Annotated in this window: 12 protein-coding genes and 1 pseudogene; 4 read left to right on the top strand and 9 right to left on the bottom strand. The window is 46.9% G+C overall.

Translation table 11 applies throughout. The annotated features are described in order from the left end of the window. Positions 1-192: 192 nt before the first annotated feature. The 3 genes and pseudogenes from L3Q72_RS15070 to L3Q72_RS15060 form a co-directional block, all read right to left on the bottom strand. A pseudogene (locus L3Q72_RS15070) lies at positions 193-1,572 on the bottom strand (fructose-specific PTS transporter subunit EIIC); the annotation flags it as partial. Between the two features lie 560 nt (positions 1,573-2,132). Then, a complete protein-coding gene (locus L3Q72_RS15065; protein ID WP_275132986.1) occupies positions 2,133-2,483 on the bottom strand; it encodes a hypothetical protein in 351 nt (116 codons plus the stop codon). A gap of 13 nt (positions 2,484-2,496) precedes the next feature. After that, complete coding sequence (locus L3Q72_RS15060; RefSeq protein WP_275133780.1) at positions 2,497-3,729, bottom strand: peptidoglycan DD-metalloendopeptidase family protein; 1,233 nt, start codon at positions 3,727-3,729, stop codon at positions 2,497-2,499. Between the two features lie 315 nt (positions 3,730-4,044). Here L3Q72_RS15060 and L3Q72_RS15055 point away from each other — a divergent pair, with 315 nt between their 5' ends. From L3Q72_RS15055 to L3Q72_RS15040, 4 genes are all read left to right on the top strand, one after another. Continuing rightward, positions 4,045-4,443, top strand: a complete 399-nt coding sequence (locus L3Q72_RS15055; RefSeq protein WP_275132985.1) for a GFA family protein — start codon at positions 4,045-4,047, stop codon at positions 4,441-4,443. 198 nt (positions 4,444-4,641) lie between these two features. Further along, positions 4,642-6,012, top strand: coding sequence for a YjiH family protein (locus L3Q72_RS15050; RefSeq protein ID WP_275132984.1), 1,371 nt, complete (start codon positions 4,642-4,644; stop codon positions 6,010-6,012). 39 nt (positions 6,013-6,051) lie between these two features. Beyond that, positions 6,052-7,329: an L-methionine/branched-chain amino acid transporter gene (gene yjeH, locus L3Q72_RS15045; protein WP_275132983.1), complete on the top strand. Its 1,278-nt coding sequence runs from the start codon at positions 6,052-6,054 to the stop codon at positions 7,327-7,329. Between the two features lie 160 nt (positions 7,330-7,489). Beyond that, a complete protein-coding gene (locus tag L3Q72_RS15040) occupies positions 7,490-9,358 on the top strand; it encodes a methyl-accepting chemotaxis protein (protein WP_275132982.1) in 1,869 nt (622 codons plus the stop codon). 61 nt (positions 9,359-9,419) lie between these two features. Here the strand turns inward: L3Q72_RS15040 and L3Q72_RS15035 are convergent, their stop codons facing one another. From L3Q72_RS15035 to L3Q72_RS15010, 6 genes are all read right to left on the bottom strand, one after another. Further along, the gene (locus L3Q72_RS15035) at positions 9,420-10,847 is read right to left on the bottom strand and encodes an alpha-amylase family glycosyl hydrolase (protein ID WP_275132981.1); all 1,428 of its coding nucleotides are present in this window, start codon (positions 10,845-10,847) and stop codon (positions 9,420-9,422) included. 424 nt (positions 10,848-11,271) lie between these two features. Then, positions 11,272-12,444, bottom strand: a complete 1,173-nt coding sequence (locus L3Q72_RS15030; RefSeq protein WP_275132980.1) for a hypothetical protein — start codon at positions 12,442-12,444, stop codon at positions 11,272-11,274. Beyond that, positions 12,441-13,142: an ABC transporter ATP-binding protein gene (locus tag L3Q72_RS15025; protein WP_275132979.1), complete on the bottom strand. Its 702-nt coding sequence runs from the start codon at positions 13,140-13,142 to the stop codon at positions 12,441-12,443. Before L3Q72_RS15025 ends, L3Q72_RS15030 begins: the two co-directional genes overlap by 4 nt. Next, positions 13,143-14,378, bottom strand: coding sequence for an FtsX-like permease family protein (locus L3Q72_RS15020; protein WP_275132978.1), 1,236 nt, complete (start codon positions 14,376-14,378; stop codon positions 13,143-13,145). Continuing rightward, positions 14,368-15,597 carry an FtsX-like permease family protein gene (locus tag L3Q72_RS15015; RefSeq protein ID WP_275132977.1) on the bottom strand — a complete coding sequence of 410 codons (1,230 nt, stop codon included), beginning with the start codon at positions 15,595-15,597 and terminating at the stop codon, positions 14,368-14,370. Before L3Q72_RS15015 ends, L3Q72_RS15020 begins: the two co-directional genes overlap by 11 nt. Before the next feature lie 23 nt (positions 15,598-15,620). Further along, positions 15,621-16,373, bottom strand: coding sequence for an outer membrane lipoprotein-sorting protein (locus tag L3Q72_RS15010; protein WP_275132976.1), 753 nt, complete (start codon positions 16,371-16,373; stop codon positions 15,621-15,623). Positions 16,374-16,523: the final 150 nt, after the last annotated feature.

Below are 16,523 nucleotides of genomic sequence, written 5' to 3'. Positions count from 1 at the left end.
TATAAGAGTCAGGGCTATGGGGCTATGGGGCTATGGGGCTATGGGGGACATTATACTCACCTTTAGGCAAGCCAAATATAACAAATCACAAAAAAATAGAGGGTGACAAAAGCACCCTCTACATCAAAGAACCCCCGAGCCCATCAGAGAGCGAAGCGACCGCCCCCCCCCTAGCCCATAGCCCTATAATTATTACGCCGTAGCTTCTACCGCTTCTTCCTCGCCCTTCTTAATAAACGCATAACCAAACCCGGTTACCGCCGTACCTGCTGCAATCGCTACCAGATACATAAGTACAGGTGAGATAGCGTTTGGAATCAGCAGAACAAACAGACCGCCGTGTGGAGCAAGCAGTTCACAGGTAAACAGCATTGAAAGCGCACCTGCTACCGCACCACCAGCCATAGTGCATGGGATAACGCGCATTGGATCGCGTGCTGCGAACGGGATTGCACCTTCAGAGATAAAGCACAGACCCAGTACGAAAGAAGCCACACCACCTTCACGCTCACTTTCAGTAAACTTGTTTTTCGCAAGGAAAGTTGCCAGACCCATACCCAGCGCAGGAACCATACCTGCTGCCATAATAGCCGCCATTGGCGCGTAAGTTTCAGAAGCCAGAAGACCAACACCGAAGGTATAAGCGGCTTTGTTTACCGGACCACCCAGGTCGAAACACATCATTGCGCCAAGGATAATACCCAGCATGATTGCGTTTGCGCTGCCCATGTTTTGCAGGAAGTCAGTCATCGCGCCCATGATAGTCGCAACCGGACCACCAACAACGTAAATCATCACAAGACCGGTGAACAGAGTAGATACCAGCGGGATGATCAAGATAGGTTTAAGTGCTTCTAACGTTTGTGGAAGCTGTACTTTGTCAGCAATAAATTTCGCCGCATAACCTGCAATGAAACCTGCTGCGATACCACCAAGGAAACCAGAGCCGATGGAAGAAGCCAGCATACCGCCAACAAGGCCCGGTGCAAGTCCCGGACGGTCAGCAATAGAAAATGCAATGTAACCGGCAAGAACCGGGATCATCAGAGCAAATGCACTGCCGCCACCAATCTGCATCAGAGCTGCTGCAAGTGTGCCTTCTTCTTTAAACGCTTCGATACCGAAGACAAAGGAAAGTGCGATAATCAGACCACCCGCCACAACAACAGGAAGCATGTGAGATACGCCTGTCATCAGATGCTTATACACGCCTTTTTTCTCTTCAGAAGAAGTGGACTCTTTCGCTGCGCCGCCAGAGTGGGAATAAACAGTTGCTTGGGCGAACGCTTTGTCCATTTCTTCTGCGGTTCTTTTCAGAGCAGGACCGGTAGTGGTTTTGTACATCTTCTTACCGTCAAAGCGGTCAAGAGGCACATCGATATCAGCGGCAATGATAACCACATCTGCTTCAGCGATATCCTGCTCAGTCAGCTGGTTTTTCGCACCAACAGAGCCACGCGTTTCCACTTTGATCTGGTGACCACGCTTCAGACCCTCTTGCTCAAGCGCTTCAGCAGCCATAAATGTGTGAGCAACCCCTGTCGGACAGGCGGTTATCGCCACAATTTTTTTCTTAGTTACGTCATTCATAATTATCGACCTTTCGTATCTCGTTTAATTTGTTGAATCTAAGCGGCAGCACCGGCCAGACCCAGAACATTCCATTTTTCTTATAGGGATTTGAGCTCCCTGCTCTTACTCCAGATAGTTCATCTGTTATTAATTGTTCTCTTTTCAAATCAAGCTGAACCGGTTCAGCTTTAATTTAAAAAAAATCAGCAAAGCTATTTCGATCTGTTACCAAACTTCAATCATTGCTGAATCCTTTCAGCGTTAATACTGAAACGGTTCAGCGATTATTTCAACATAGAAAGGAAATTTAGCTGTGAAATTATGATCGGGAGCACAAAGTGAGGAAGGGTGAATACTTAAATTTACGGGGAGGTGTTATTCAAGGCCAACTTTAAAGATTGAGCCGGCCTTATTCAATGAGGGCAGAAGTTTAGCTGTTCTGATGATTTGTCTGAGGTTCTACATAAGCTCTCGGCCCGGGGCCAGAGCCATTGCAGCAACCGACTAAAAGCATAGTGGCAATAAGCATGCTGATGTATTTCATAGAACCTCCGTCAGAGTTAGCTTCTTTTTCGTTGTTTAAAAGTTTTACCTGCAGCCTGATAAACCTCTTTCTGTTTAACATCAAACATGGTGTCAAAGAACCAGGCGACGAAGAAGATAATGTCTTCCCCTTCGTTCATTATATGCTCAACAAACTCTTCCTGCTCACCCGCTTCATTTTCCTGAGAGGTAACATGGTAGATGCGCTTCTCCCCTTCCACTTCAGCAAGTGCAAACTGGCCTGCCAGAGACTGAGCGGCTTCTGCGACTTCGCTCTCTTCACTTGATTTCAGATACTCAAGTGCCTGAGGAAGGTTCTCTTTTTCGCATAAGGCCTTAACTAAAGACTCAAATTCATTCTGTAACATTGGTTTTCTTACCTTAGTTTTTGGCCAGAAGGCCATCTTTTAACTTGTTCTGCAGCAGTTTGTCATACTGGGCAATTTTAGATTTAAAGGCTTTCAGTTCCTTCTTCGGAACAGAGTTTGCCATAGGGATCTTAGCTTTCAGCGCATTAACCGGCTTGCCACGAATATGGAACTCATAGTGAAGGTGCGGACCGGTAGAGCGGCCGGTATTTCCGGACAGCGCAATTTTTTGCCCCCGTGACACTTTCTGACCTTTCTTCACCAGAATACGGCTCAGGTGAAGATAGCGGGTTTTATAAGTACTTCCGTGCTGAATTACAATGTACTTTCCTGCGTACGGGTGATTACGGGTAAGAACCACCTTACCATCACCGGTAGAATAGATTGGCGTACCTGAAGGCGTCGCAAAGTCAGTTCCGTTGTGAGGCGAGATTCGCCCTGTTACAGGGTGCCTTCTTCTCGGGTTAAAGGATGAAGATACGCGGTATCGCTTTCTGGTCGGATAGCGCTGGAATGCGCGCTGCAGGCTGTTTCCGTCCTTATCGTAAAACTGTCCGTCGGTATGAAGGTAAGCGCTTATCTGTCTTCCGCGGTTATGGATTCTGATCGCCTGAATCTCTTTTTTACCTGTCGCTTCAGAGTCCACATACTGTTTGCTCTGAACCACTTCAAACGTATCTCCCGCTCTCAGGTCACGGGCAAAGTTAAGCTTGTCTTTCAGTAGAGTATTGATCTGCTCTATTTCTGAATTACCCAGGCCTGCTTTGTTCGCTGATACTGAGAAATTGCCGTAGATTTCACCCACAACAGGTTCAAGCTTCCATTCGCCCGGAATGGAGATATTTTCATAAGCGTAGCCGCCATCGTCCTGGCGAGCGTATGAAACCCTGTCTGCAATGTTAAATTCCAGCACCATTCTCTGCAGCTGTTTTCCGTCTTCGCTGCCCCAGAACATCAGCTTATTACCAGGCTTTAGCGTATCCAGCATCAGGTAGTTGAGGTCCACCTCCATTACCTTCATCAGATCGCTATACGGATAGCCCAGCATGTCAAAGATAGAACTCAGGTTGTCTCCTTTCTGGATCTCATAGGAGTACTCAGGAATGGAATCAAATGGAAAATCCTTCTCGTTGTCATCTCTGGCCTCGTAAGTAGGCAGCTCGTAAAAAGAGATTGGAATTTCAGTTCTGCCGGATGAGGTTGCGATAGCAGTTACCGCAAAAAACAGCCCCAGCAGAGGAAACATGGTTAGCAGTATTTTTTTTCTTGAAGGCGCATCACCAGAGGCAATGGGTGAAACCGAAGATATAAGTTTTTTATGCACAATAATACCCAATGAAACAGCATCGGCGTTACTCTATAACATTTTTGCCAATTTTACATCTGCAATATTGGTAGCAAGTGCAAAGAATACAGGGGTTTTAGAGCTCCACAGCTATTGACAACCCTCCCAGTTTCTTCAGTTCAAACTTGAGAAAATGTGTTCTGTTACTAAATTTCTTATATGGCTAATTGTTTATTCATATGAATACTGTTCTCAGGACGTACAGAGGAACACATAATGATAAAAATACGATCCGCTAGCTGCTCATGTAATCTGGTCACCATTCAATGCAGAGGAGAACCGCTGCGAACTTCGGCCTGCCACTGCTTTGAATGCCAGAAAAGAACCGGCAGCGTTTTTGGCGTTCAAGCGCGATTCTATGCAGAACAGACTGTGCTTGATGGCGATGTTGTCTCTTACACCCGTATTGCAGACTCCGGCAACGAAGTGACCTACGACTTCTGTCCCCGCTGCGGTACCACTATGCTGCTGCGACTCAGCTCTGCCCCCGGTTATACCGTGGTTCCTCTTGGCATTTTTAGCGAGCAGGACTTCCCTACTCCGGCTTTTTCGGTTTACGAAGAAAGAAAGCATGGCTGGGTGAAATTTGACTGCGAGATCGATCACCAAAATTAAAGATCTTTATACTGGCAGTCGTCTGCCTGATAAGACAGACGACTGCGCAAACGTTTAGCAACCAAATCATAATCTGCATAAAAGACATTATTCAGTGAATATTATTGCAATAGTCTTCGTTTCTGGTATTCTCCTCGCCAACGACTAAATAGGGAAATTTAGTGCATAACTATTGATAACTATTTTTAGAGATTCCAGATGCAAAACCATACACAAACTTTGGATACGCCTAAAAAAGCTTCCGCTTTCTGGGTATTCCTTATTCCTTCTTTAATTGGTCTGTTCCTGTTTATGGCGCCTATCAGCTATGATGGTGATCTGACTATTCCTGTCGCTGTTCTGGCAAAAAGCCTGCTTGCTGCAATTGGTGACTCAATCGTCGCTATCGTCACCTGCATTATTGGCTTTATGGCTGCTGCGTCTGTTCTGTATAAATTTGTAAAGCCTTCTTTTGTTGCAGACAAGCCGTTTTTCCATAATCTTCTTAGCCCTTCTCCATTGTGGCTGGTAGTAAGAACCATTGGTGGTATCGCAGTGGTGATGACCTACTTCCAGTTTGGTCCTAAGGCTATCTGGGAAGAAAACACAGGCGGACTGGTTCTGGAAGGCCTGCTGCCAACACTGTTTGCCGTGTTTATTTTTGCCGGTCTGCTGCTTCCGCTACTGCTTAACTTTGGTCTGCTTGAGCTGTTCGGCACACTATTAAGTAAAGTAATGCGACCGGTATTTAACCTTCCGGGCCGCTCTGCCATTGACTGTATCGCTTCGTGGCTGGGTGACGGCAGCGTTGGTATCCTGCTAACCTCTAAACAGTATGAAAATAAATTCTATACTCAGCGCGAAGCCGCCGTTGTCGGTACCACATTCTCGGCAGTATCAATTACTTTCAGCCTTGTGGTTCTTGCTCAGGTAAAACTGGAACAGCACTTCCTGGCATTTTATGGCGCTGTTTGCCTGGCCGGTATTGTTGCCGCGATCATCATTCCTCGTCTTCCTCCGCTGAGCAGAAAGAAAGATCTGTTTATCGATAACTCAAAACCGGAAGCTGATGCAGGACTTATCCCGCAAGGCCACACTTCCTTCTCGTGGGGCATGAACCTTGCGCTGGAAAAAGCCGGTAAGGTAACCAGCTTTAAGAAGATTATTCAGGAAGGCCTTGAGAATGCCATCGATATGGTATTTGGTGTACTGCCTGTGGTGATGGGCCTGGGTACCATTGCTCTGGTTGTTGCTGAATACACGTCAGTATTTGCCATTATGGGCAAACCGTTTATCCCATACCTTGAACTTCTTGCAATTCCTGACGCAGCGGCAGCATCCGAAACCATGGTGGTTGGTTTTGCTGATATGTTTATCCCGGCGATTCTGGCTGCATCCATCGACAGCGAACTGACTCGTTTTGTGATTGCGGCAATGTCGGTAACTCAGCTTATCTATATGTCTGAAGTTGGCGCACTGCTACTTGGCAGTAAGATCCCGGTAAACATCTTTGAGCTGTTTATCATCTTTGTTCTGCGTACGCTGATCACGCTACCGGTTATTGCCGGTATTGGACATATGATTTTTTAACTGTATAACAGATCGAATTCTTCAATGTCGGAGCGGGTTGTGGGCGAACTAAAAAAAGAAATCACGTTAATGTCAGGGATTGGGCAGTTATCCACTACCCTGCTTGGTACCGGTCTGTTTATGATCCCGGCCATTGCAGCGGGAATAGCCGGACAGGTTTCTCTCTGGGCGTGGGCCATTCTCTTTATCGCCGTTGTGCCCATCGCCCTGACCTTTGCCGCGCTTGGGAAAAGGTTTCCCAGTGCCGGTGGCACCGCATACTTTGTCAGAAAAGCCTTTAACCCAAAACTGGAGCGCAGTGTTGCCTGGCTCTTTTTAAGCGTGATCCCGGTTGGCATTCCTGCCGGAATCGTACTTGCGGGTAGCTTTGGTGTTCAACTGTTGCCTGCTCCTTTTGATCATCCGCTTATCGCAGAGGCCTTAACCATTGCTCTGCTGGTTTTTGTTAACCTGACCGGCAGCAAATCCTCTTCAAGAATTCAGACTCTGATTGCGCTGGGTATTTTCTCGCTTATTGCTCTGTTCTGGATTTATGGCGATGTTTCACTAACCGATGCACGTATGCCTGCAATCGATATGGAACACCTGCCTTCCATCGGAAGCGCGCTTGCCGTGATGTTCTGGTGTTTTGTGGGTATTGAGGCCTTCGCTCATATGGGTGAAGAGTTTAAAAACCCGCAAAGAGATTTTCCCATCGCCATTATCGTCGGCTGTCTGGTCGCCGGTGTTGTCTACTGGGCGTGTACCGTTGTTGTTCTGAAGTTTTTTGCATACGGCACGCCGCTGCTGGAAAAAGGCTCTATCCCCTGGATTAGCGAGCAGCTTTTTGGCAGCAAGGTTTCTGTTATTATCAGCATCATAGGATATTTAGCCTGTTTTGCCAGCCTGAACCTCTATATGCAAAGCCTTGCCCGAATGGCCTGGGCTCAGGCAAAAACCACAAAACCAGACAGCAAAATGGCCACACTTTCCAGCAAGGGCGTTCCTGCTTTTGCTACTCTGACCATTGCCGCCATCCTGTCGGTTAGTTCAGTGATCGGGGAGGTACTTCATCTGCAACTCGATGATCTGGTTAAACTTGCCAACGGTGTATTTATCTTAATCTACCTTCTGGCAATGCTTTCTGCCGTTAAGCTTCTCAGTGGCACCAATAAAGCCCTTGCTTTTATTGCGCTAGTTATCACCGGCTGCGTGTTTACATTCCTTAAGTGGGCAGCCCTCTACGCAATTACTGTTTTTGTTCTCGTTCATTTTGTAAAAAATCCTAAGTATTCGGATAGATATGCCGATACAAGTGTTAACAATTCCTCCAGTTAATTTAAATTGTCACACTAACAATATAAATACTATTATCAATATATAATAATTTTATACACGGGGACCTTGATTCCCTGACGGTTGTTGTTGGCTGTAACCGGACGAATGCTTAAATAGACTCCCCACTCAGAGGGAGCCGTTGATATTTAAAGGATTTATTATGAAGTTTAGCCACAAAATAGTCGCCGCCTCTTCAGTTTTATTGCTCATCACCATTTCGCTTCTCTCTGTTAAACAGTATATTACTGTCAGTGAAGAGGTTTACCATGCAACCACCAGCAGTGTGGATGATATCCTCGGCAGCGTTTCTAACAACGTCGCCTCTGAGCTGGAAGGCCGTAAAAACCTTGCCCGTTATATCGCCAACCTAATTGATGCAAACCCGTCGAAAGAGGCCATTGAAAATGTTCTCCAGCAAAAAGCGTTAACAAACTCCTTTATCCTGGTTGGCGGTGGGATGGAAACCGACGGTAAATTTTTCACCGGTGACCCAAACTGGGATCCGGGCCCGACATGGGATGCGCGCGTTCGTCCATGGTATATCGACGCAAAAGCGAAAGACGGCCTGATTGTAACAGCACCCTATGCTGATGCCGTAACCAAGGAAATTCTGATTTCACTGGCGACACCGGTTAAAAAAGACGGCAAATTTATAGGTGCCACATTTTATGATGTTAGCCTGTCCGGTCTTGCAACCATCATTAACCGTGCAGAACTGTATGGCGCAGGTCAGCTGTTTATTGTTGATACCGAAGGAACCACCATTGCCCATCCGGATACCGATAAAAATGGTCAGCCGTTTTCCTCATATGAACCGGATGTGCAAATAAAGGAAGGAAGACGAATCGTTACCATAGACGGCAAAGAATTTGGCTTTAACTTTGTAAAAGTTGACGGGCTTGACTGGTATGTGGGCATCAAACTTGATTTGGGCATCGCCCTTAAAGCAGTTGATGAGGTAAGAAACAGCTCCGTTCTTTACTCAATTATTGCCGTCATTGCCTCTACTGTGATTTTACTTTTCGTTATTATAAAACTGATGTCGCCACTGGGTGCTTTAAACAGCGCGATTAAAGACGTTGCTTCCGGACAAGGTGACCTGACAAAACGCCTGGATACCGATACCGACCCTGAATTTGCCGAGCTGGCAGAAAACTTTAACCAGTTTGCCAGTACCCTGCAGGGGCAAATCACTCAGCTAAAAGGTATTGGTGGCGAAGTGATGCAGGGCGTATCCAGAACGGCACAAAATGCAGAGCATTCTGCCGGGGCGATGACAGAGCAGCTACATGAACTAGAGCAGCTTGCCACTGCAATGAATGAAATGGCTGCAACCTCAAACGATGTTGCCGGTAACGCTCAGGGCGCCTCTTCTACGGCGAAAGAAGCAGAAGAAGCCACTCAGAAAGGTTCTGAAGTTGTTAGCATGACAACTGAAGCGATTAGTCAGCTTTCCGATAAAATTGACCTTGCAGTAACGGAAGTAAAAGCACTGGAAGACGCAACAAGCAGCATTGAAACTGTACTTCAGGTTATCAATGATATTGCCGATCAGACCAACCTGCTGGCACTAAACGCTGCAATAGAAGCGGCACGTGCGGGCGAACAGGGACGCGGTTTTGCCGTTGTTGCCGATGAAGTCCGCTCACTGGCGCAAAGAACTCAGGAATCCACCACCGAAATCCGCAATATGATTGAGCAGCTTCAGGCAGGCGCAACTTCGGTTGCTTCTGCGATGAACCAGAGCAAAGACGGCGCTGCTGAAACGGTATCTAAAGCAGGAGAAGCTAATGCAGCCCTGGAAGCCATTCGCAGTGCCATTCAGCAAATTACCGATCTTAACCTGCAGATTGCTTCAGCAGCAGAAGAGCAAAGCCTGGTAGCGGAAGAGATCAATACCAATACGCTGAAGATTAAAGATCTCTCTGTCACGGTTTCCGACAGTGCCAATGAAACCAATATGGCGATGCAGGCGCAGTCAGAAAATATCAGAGAGCAGAACGGTATTTTAGATAAATTTATTGTTTAAAACCGGCCGGTTAAAAACGCAAAAGGGAGTCTGACGACTCCCTTTTCTATTTGCTGTTAAGCTAAACCAGCATCATGCAGGATTTGCCTCCCAGCACCAGATTCAGCTCATCCCCTTCCAGTGGATGAACCTCATCCTGAAGCAGATCTGTCATATCTTTATGCCACTGAAAATCAATCACAACTGAAGTCTCAGATTTATTGATGGCAACCAGTCCCTTCTCACCACGGGCAAAAACCACCACATCTTTATCCGCAACGATTGGCACCATATCTTCTCCGTGGACCAGGTTATGAAACTGAATCATCTTAGCCATTCGCGGATCTTTCCAGACACCCAGCCAGCGAGGCCTGTCGTTCCTTCCCCTGATGCCACTGGTATCCAGATCGGTATAAACCAGCGGAACTCCGCCATCCCGGCCCAGAATGTAACTGTAGGCCAGCCACTCATCCTGCTCGTCCAGAATAAGGTCCATAAAGACATCATTGTTTGGAATATCATGGGTGATGGCAAATGTGATTGCCCTGGAGTTGGACAGCGCCTGACCAAACGAGTATGGATTAATCAAAGACTCCATATTACCGTCTTTCTGGAACGCACCATGCACCATATTAAACAGCGGGAAGTCGTAGGCACTCAGCTTAGTGTGCGCCAGATAAGGCTCCAGGAACAGCTCGTACTCCTCCTGACTCGCACCACCATCAGTAATAATCTCACCAAAGATATGCACATCTTCAGCGATATCACTGGTCCAGACGCGCAACAGATGCTCAAGGGTCATATGCTTGGCCGCATCGATTCTGAAACCCTTAACGCCCATATCCTTAAGTGCTTTCAGGTAATTTTGCTGCTGCTCCACCACATAATCACACACTTTCAGCGTAGGCAGGCCGGGATCATCCTCACCACCGGTAATACGGCCGTTCTGGACCTCCCAACGGTCCTTCCAGTCTTTGATACCAAAGGCCTCCATAAAGTGTTCTTTATCGAACAGAGGCTTACTGAGGTCGCCATAAAGCAGCAGAGACTGGTAATCATCCCAGTCATCGGAATAGCGTTTAATATCGGTAGAACACGGATACTGCAGATCTTTGCGTCTGTAGGCTTCATTGGCCATATGGTTAAACACCACATCGGCATAAACCTGAACACCGTACTCAGCCAGTGTGTTTACCATGTCCATAAAATCGCGGGTATTCCCCAGCTGATTATCGATAACCCGGTAATCCTGAGGCTGGTAGCGCTGCCACCAGTCAGTGCCTTCATCATGTTTGAAGGACTTCATCGGAGGAGAAACCAGTACAGAGCGGTAACCCATTTCACTGATCATCTTTGCACTTTCGGCAACATAAGAGTATGGCCAGTCAAATGCGTGAAGGATCACGTCTGTTTTTTCTGCTGTTAAATCTGTTTTTGCTTTATTCGTTTTGTTTTTAGCGCTGCTGAACAGGTTGTAATCAGCAACGCGTGCATTCGTAAAGAAATCCATAATGTCGTCTCCTGAATCTGAGCTTGCTGAAAAAATCATTATCCGGATAAAAGCAAGCTGTTTAGGGCTCTGTTTGTTATTCAGCCCGGTTTGGCGAGGATCACAATCCATCTGGCAGATCACTCAAGCCGTAAAAACCTCTAGAGATGCGGAATTATATACACAAAAATATCCATCAAATCACCCTTTTTTATCTATCTTAAGGATGAGAATAAGGGCGTAGAATTGGGTCTTACATAGCAAAGACCTTAGGATGGCATCTATTAATTAAATGGATTACAAACCAATATAGTCAAATATATCAACCAGATAAAATAACACATTCATCACCCTGAAAACTAATCTGCGAGACTGCCAGACCATATCTGGCAGTAATATCCTGAAGTGTTAAATTTGCATGAATTATCGTTTTCAACACGAATTTTCAGAAATTCCACCTTAACTGAGTGTAAATAAGACTGCTTTTGCTTTCTCCAAACAGGCTGTCATTATCTCCGTCAAACCTTTGCAACACGACAAGCAGTTGCCAGTCATCCGACAGAGAATAGCTGTCTGATAACGAGAAATAACAGGAGTCATCCTGATAGTAAATTGCAGAAAGGGTAACGCTGTTTAAGGGAGAAGTAATAAAGCTGACATCCGCATAAGCGGAGTACTCGGCAAAACTGAGCGATTTTGCCGACAGCGTCGTATTCAGATACAAAGCGGCATTTTGCCACTGTTGCGGGTCCGAGATATACAGCAGCGCACCTCTTAGCATCAGGTTATGATCGCCTCCAAAGCTATAGTCTGCTTCTATACTGGCAACCAGAGACTCTTGCTGGTTTGCTCCCTGCCATTTATCACGGGTAGGCTCAAAGTAACTGATCTCCGCTCTTAACCCTGCATCCAGAACATCACCGGCAAGGCCGACTCCTGCATACCGATCCAGGCCTGATTTTCCGCCCAGTAACTGGACATCCCACTGACTTACATTCAGCAGATATCTTAAACCGTAGCTGCTTAACTCTTTCTCTGAATCGGGGCTGTAGACCAGATCCAACTGACTGGCAAAACCTAACTTCTTGCTCACTGAAACCGCATCCGACCCAGGCCTTTCTTCATAATCAAAGTCATAAACTGAGTAGGAGTTAAACACATCATTGGGATTCCAGATGGTGGTCATTCCCCAGTTAATACGAAACCGGCCCGCCTGAAACTGCCACTCATCACGGTCAAAGTTGATATACAGGCGGTCAAACTGACTGACACCCACAGAGTCACTCCCTTCCGACCAGGTCTCAGACAGATTGAAATAGCCTGAATCTTTTCCGACAGTATCGCGGTAATAGGACGACTTAGCAGCGTCACCCCACAGATACCGGCTTCGCAGACCGGCATTCAGCCTTAAGGAAGAATTAAAGCGGTACTCATAATTAAAACGTTGATGAATAAGGTGATCATAGCTTTCACCTCCACTATCAGGGTAAGCGGCAGTTAACATGTATTTCAGATAGCCAGTCAGATCCCAGTTTTTTTCCGGCTCCAGCCCCGGTATCTGTGCCCACAACAGCGAGCTATGTAGCGCAAGCAGTAATCCGGGTGCTAAATTTCTCATTCGTTAAAGCCCTGACAGTTAACCCGGTCTTCTTTTAACTTACCGTCTTCAAACACAATCACCCTGCGGGCACGTGTTATCACTCTGGGATCATGAGTAGAAAAGATAAAAGTGATACCCTCTTTCTCATTCAGGTTCTGCATAATATCTAAAAGCTCAGCGGTACTCTGTGCATCCAGATTAGCGGTAGGCTCGTCCGCCATCACAAACCTTGGCCTTGGAGCCAGCGCTCTTGCCACAGCCACCCTCTGCTGCTGTCCGCCGGACAGTTTAGCCGGTATTTTGTTTTTCTGATCAGAAAGCCCTACCTGACTAAGCAGGCTTTCCGCCCTCTCCCTGCACTCCCTGTCTCCCCGCCCTTGCAGCTGCATAACAAACTCAACATTTTCCAGCGCCGTAAGAACCGGCAGCAGGCTGTAATCCTGAAAGATAAATCCTATATTATCCCGGCGAAAGGCTATCTTATCCTTCTCGTTTAAATTGCAGATATTACATCCTTCAATACTCACTTCGCCGCTTGTAGGCATGTCGATGCCACCCAGCATATTCAGCAAAGTGGTTTTGCCCGAGCCCGAAGGCCCCATAATAGCCACAAACTCACCCTGTTCTATGGTCAGATCCAACCCCTGAACCGCATGAACCGGAAAGTCGCTGTCCTGATTGTAGGTTTTGCACAACTGAGTAATTTTGATCGCCATTTAATGCTTCTCCGCCATCGCCTCTGCCGGGCTTTTCTTTAAGATCTGACGCGCCGGATAAACCGCCGCCAGAATACTTGCCAGTACAACCGAGATAAATACAACCTGATACTCCGCCGCTGATACCCGTGGATAAAGCAGAGTATCGACACCATAAGCGCCCAGCCCTTCGGCCATCGAGCCCAGAGATAACCCGGTTACCTGCAGCACCGACATAAGCAGGATACAAACTGCCACCCCCAAACCGGCCCCGCATACGCCCAGCCAGAAGCTTTCCAGAATAATAAGAACAAATACCTTTGCCCTGGTCATTCCTACTGCCATAAGCACGCCTATCTCCTGAGTTCTTTCAAACACGGACATCAGCATAATATTCACGATGCCAAAGCCCATTGCCAGCACAAAGATACCCAGCATAATGGCATTACTTACCGCCATGGTATTGATCATTGAAGCCAGCAGAGGCTGCACCTGAGTCCAGCTCCGGACCAGAGTTTTGTCAGAAGCCGCATTGGATAGCCCGGCCGTTACCTTTTTTAGCCTGGCATCTGAATTTGCAGCCAGCTCACCTTTTAGCAGCAGGGCAATCTCATGTACCCCATCCATACCGGCCACTTTTTGTAAATCTTGTATCCGCACAAGAACATTGCCCTCATCAAAAGCCGATGAGGGTGTTTTAAAGATGCCTTTTACCCGGAAAGCCGCACCTGTCACCTCTCCCTCACCGTTTGTAAAGGTGAGTACCACTTTCGAGCCGGTTTTCAGGCGCAGACGGGAAGCAATTTTTTCTGAGACCAGTACCGGGTTTCTTCCCTGATAATCCAGCCACTCTCCTGCTATGAGATTTTCAGCAAGCGGTGTTATTTGGGCTTCAGCATCCGGATCAACTCCATTAATCTGCACGCCGCGATTGCTCCTGGCAGAACCTATCATCCCGTCCACAACAAAACGCGCAGACCAGTATTTCACATCCGGGTTTTGTTCAATTGCGGTAATCAGAGTCTGAGCATCTTCAATTGTGTCTTCGATATCCGGGTTTTCAGTGAACCTGTGATTGTGGATTTGGATATGACTTATCTGCCATTTGATGGCGTTATCTATCATGTTATCCACCATCCCGGACATAAATCCCATCATCAATGCCAGCCCGGAGAGTCCGAAGACCATGGCGCCAAGCATAATGCTGGTCCGGAGCTTGTTTCGCCAGAGGTTTCGCCACGCCAGTTTAACGAGCATGAGCACCTCCTTTCAGGGCGCTGACCAGATTCAGTCGGTAGATTCGGATAAGAGGATAAATCAGACATAAAAGCAAAATAAACAGCACCGCGTATATCTGCTCAAAAAACAGTAAAGGTGCCAGAGAGACCGGCATGATCGGCTCAAAACCGGAATCTAGCATCATCTGAGCGGTTTCTCCGGTAAAACGGATCGGATTAAAATAGAGGTAAGCCAGAACTGGGGCCGATACCAGCATACCAATGACAACACCAATAACTGCAATAAAAGCTGACTCAATAACCACCAGAAAAACCAGCCTGCTTCTGAGCAAACCGGTTGCCAGCATGACCGCAAATTCACGTTGCCTCTCCAGGGTCATCATCATAATGGTGGCAAACAGACCAAAGCCGACCACACCATACAGCACATAAATCATAAATACGCCGCCGGCTTTATCCATCATGATCTGTTGCGCCATTTCCGGAGCCAGACTTTCCCAGTCTCTGACATTAAGCGCTTTATCAAAGCGTTGACGGAGTTCAGATACCGTATTATCCAGCTCTTTCAGATCCTCTGTATGCAGCACCCAGGCGGTGATATTTTCACCTGTGCTGTAAAGCTCCTGAGCCAGAGATAAAGGCAGGTAAACCAGTTGATTATCAAGTTGCGGCAACGGATATTTCAAAATCCCTTTAACCGGATATAAACCAGCGGCAGTCTGGCCCCGGTATCCTTGCCCATAGAGAACCATTTCATCTCCGACATCCAGGCCGAAGTAATTGGCAACCCCCTCTCCAATCAGTATTTGTCTGTCGTTCGCGCTTAAAAACTCGCCTTTAACCAGTTTCTTGCTAATCCCGGAGTAGCGGTTTTCTTCATACGGCTGCACACCCAGCACCATTACGCCTTTTGATTTGTCACCCGCTGCTGCAAGTGCGAAGGATTCTATTCTGGGCAAAACGGTTTTGACATTTGCATGCTTTTTAATTATCTGAAAGGTTTCGCCTTTTTGTGCAATCACATCATCAATACTCAGGCTGTCTTCATATTCGGGATGCTGAATCTGAATAAGACCGGTATAAAAGCGGGCTGAGTTTTCAATATTGGCCGCGTAGGTTCCTTCCTGAAGCGTCCGGGTCAACAGAGACAAAAACAGAGCCAGTACCAACGCTGAAGACGTTAGTATGGTTCTTCTTTTTTGTCGCCATAGGTTTCGCCAGGCCAGCTTTAATAACATGTAATCCCCGCATTCAAAAGAAGCTAATCTCTTAGTGACTGCATCTGCTTAAGAGAGAAAAACTCATCCCTAATCTCAAAATCAAACTGAGCCTCATGGGTCACCATCTCGGTTTTCTGCCCCGGTTTATCTACCGGCATCATCTCCATTCGGGTTGCCAGCATCCTGCCTCCCACTTCCTTGATATCAAAGGTTTGCAGCAGATTTACAAGGTCGCCGAACTCATCATAAAATTCCACTTTTCTTTGCAGGTAGGTATCAGCTGATATCCATAAACGCACCTTACTCCAGACAACCGGAGCATCCGGTTTTGCTATCGCATCGATAACCCAGGTCTGGTCATTATCAAACTCCTGTTGTCCGATAAGCGTGTGGTCGTAGTCCACGACGATGGAGGACTGGTTGATAAGGTCATCATTGGTAAAGTCAGACCCCATCCAGGACTGACTTAGCATGGAAGGCGCTATTTTGATAATTCGCTCTATGCCGGGAATCCAGTTCCACATTTCACGATAGCGCTTAAGTGATGCACTGCCTTTGTCTTTAGCCGGGGCGGTTATCAGAACCAGTGAGTGATCCTGACCTTTTGTCCAGCTCTTCATGCTCATGCTGCGGGTCCAGTCAGGGCGGATAATGCGCATAGTCATAACCGAGTAACTTGAGTCACCCCGCATCTGCTTGTCAGACTTATCAACGATCTCATAGGCCGATTCTGCACTCACCGGAAAAACCGTAAGTGATAACAGAAGAGTAAAAACCGTTATTAAATATCGCATCTAAATCCCTCCTAACCTACTAAAATCACTATAGCATTGGACTGAGAAACCGGTTGATATATGTGACTCAAAACTGAACTTACAGAAGCGGGAAATTACATCTCATTTCTCTCCATATTGGTGCAAACCAGATCTTGTAGCACCGAATTT

Origin of the sequence: Vibrio sp. JC009 (assembly GCF_029016485.1) — a bacterium.
Classification (GTDB): domain Bacteria; phylum Pseudomonadota; class Gammaproteobacteria; order Enterobacterales; family Vibrionaceae; genus Vibrio.
The sequence above is the reverse complement of the archived record's forward strand: the minus strand, read 5'-3'. Positions and strand labels throughout refer to the sequence as shown.

Excerpts from the sequence above, each read along its gene's own strand:
- L3Q72_RS15030 (WP_275132980.1), bottom strand. The coding sequence starts at position 12,444 with ATGAGAAATTTAGCACCCGGATTACTGCTTGCGCTACATAGCTCGCTG.
- L3Q72_RS15010 (WP_275132976.1), bottom strand. The coding sequence starts at position 16,373 with ATGCGATATTTAATAACGGTTTTTACTCTTCTGTTATCACTTACGGTT.
- L3Q72_RS15050 (WP_275132984.1), top strand. The coding sequence starts at position 4,642 with ATGCAAAACCATACACAAACTTTGGATACGCCTAAAAAAGCTTCCGCT.
- L3Q72_RS15055 (WP_275132985.1), top strand. The coding sequence starts at position 4,045 with ATGATAAAAATACGATCCGCTAGCTGCTCATGTAATCTGGTCACCATT.
- L3Q72_RS15020 (WP_275132978.1), bottom strand. The coding sequence starts at position 14,378 with ATGCTCGTTAAACTGGCGTGGCGAAACCTCTGGCGAAACAAGCTCCGG.
- L3Q72_RS15060 (WP_275133780.1), bottom strand. The coding sequence starts at position 3,729 with ATGTTTCCTCTGCTGGGGCTGTTTTTTGCGGTAACTGCTATCGCAACC.
- L3Q72_RS15015 (WP_275132977.1), bottom strand. The coding sequence starts at position 15,597 with ATGTTATTAAAGCTGGCCTGGCGAAACCTATGGCGACAAAAAAGAAGA.
- L3Q72_RS15040 (WP_275132982.1), top strand. The coding sequence starts at position 7,490 with ATGAAGTTTAGCCACAAAATAGTCGCCGCCTCTTCAGTTTTATTGCTC.
- L3Q72_RS15065 (WP_275132986.1), bottom strand. The coding sequence starts at position 2,483 with ATGTTACAGAATGAATTTGAGTCTTTAGTTAAGGCCTTATGCGAAAAA.
- L3Q72_RS15025 (WP_275132979.1), bottom strand. The coding sequence starts at position 13,142 with ATGGCGATCAAAATTACTCAGTTGTGCAAAACCTACAATCAGGACAGC.
- L3Q72_RS15035 (WP_275132981.1), bottom strand. The coding sequence starts at position 10,847 with ATGGATTTCTTTACGAATGCACGCGTTGCTGATTACAACCTGTTCAGC.